The organism is Staphylococcus sp. HMSC65H10, from assembly GCF_001839185.1.
Classification (GTDB): Bacteria; Bacillota; Bacilli; order Staphylococcales; family Staphylococcaceae; genus Staphylococcus; species Staphylococcus simulans.
On record NZ_KV840323.1, the window covers coordinates 1 to 1,080 of the forward strand.

A 1,080-nucleotide genomic window follows, 5' to 3' on the forward strand; every position below is an offset into this window, starting at 1 on the left:
TTACTGTATTCAAAAGTATTTCTTATCATACTATTGTGCTTTCTAAGTGTCTTAACAGCTGTTTGAAGTTTAGGAGCAACGCTATTGATTTCTATATTTTTCAAGGCAGTTTCAAAAGCAGCTTTATTGTTTTCTTTCAATGTGGATCTTAACTCATTTACGAGTGTATGTGTGTTTAAAAGTCTTTCGTCAAAACTCAGTAAGTGTTCGACAACACCTTTTGGTGTTTTCCATTGTTTATATAAAGGCATCTTACTGTAAACAAAAGCTTCAAGTTGTTCATATGGTTTTAAAAGAATCTTCCAGTAGCGCTTGTACTTGTTGTATAGAGGTCTTTCAGTTGTTCTGAAACTATTCATAACTGTTACTCGAGTCATGTTCAAGGCTCTATTTAAAGACTGAACAATATGGAAACGATCTATTAGAATTTTGGCATTAGGAAAAACTTCTCTGATCAAAGCCATATAAGGTTCGTACATATCGATAGACACTGTTTTCACACGTTTTCTTTCAGAAAGAGGATAACGATAGAAATAGTTTTTCAAAGCAAATAACCTACGGTCAGGCACAATATCAATAATACGGTGTGTTACTGCGTCTGCATAAATAAAACTCATTTTACCGACAACATTTTTAACGCTTTTGAACTCATCCATCATCAAGTGTTCCGGTAAATATTTAAACGGTGTTTGAGCTATTTGAGAAGCAGCTTTATTAATTATTCGAGTAACTGTGGAATTACTGACATGACAAGATTCAGCAACAGATTTTTGCGAACGTATGTCTATCGACTTATTCAGCACAGCTAATCGTGTGTTTTGAGAAATATAGCAATTCCGCTCAACGACAGGTGTTTCAGCAGTGAAATAACTGCAGCACTTTTTACAGTGGAAACGCTGTTTTTCCAATATTAAATAAGCTGGCTTCTCCGATACCTTAGGTATCGTAAGACATGATTTTTTTAAACCATTTTTGATTATAGAAAAGTTCGTATTTTCGTGTCCGCAAAGTTTACATCGCTTGGGAGAATGTATTAATTTTCCAAAGTAAAATAAAGAATTTTTCCCTTTATACTTTCTT

At 33.7% G+C, this 1,080-nt stretch carries 1 protein-coding gene; it reads right to left on the reverse strand.

Annotated features, from left to right (window positions below; all coding sequences use genetic code 11):
• On the reverse strand, positions 1 to 1,080 hold a 1,080-nt coding region (locus tag HMPREF3270_RS03435; RefSeq protein WP_070867166.1), incomplete at both ends, for an ISL3 family transposase.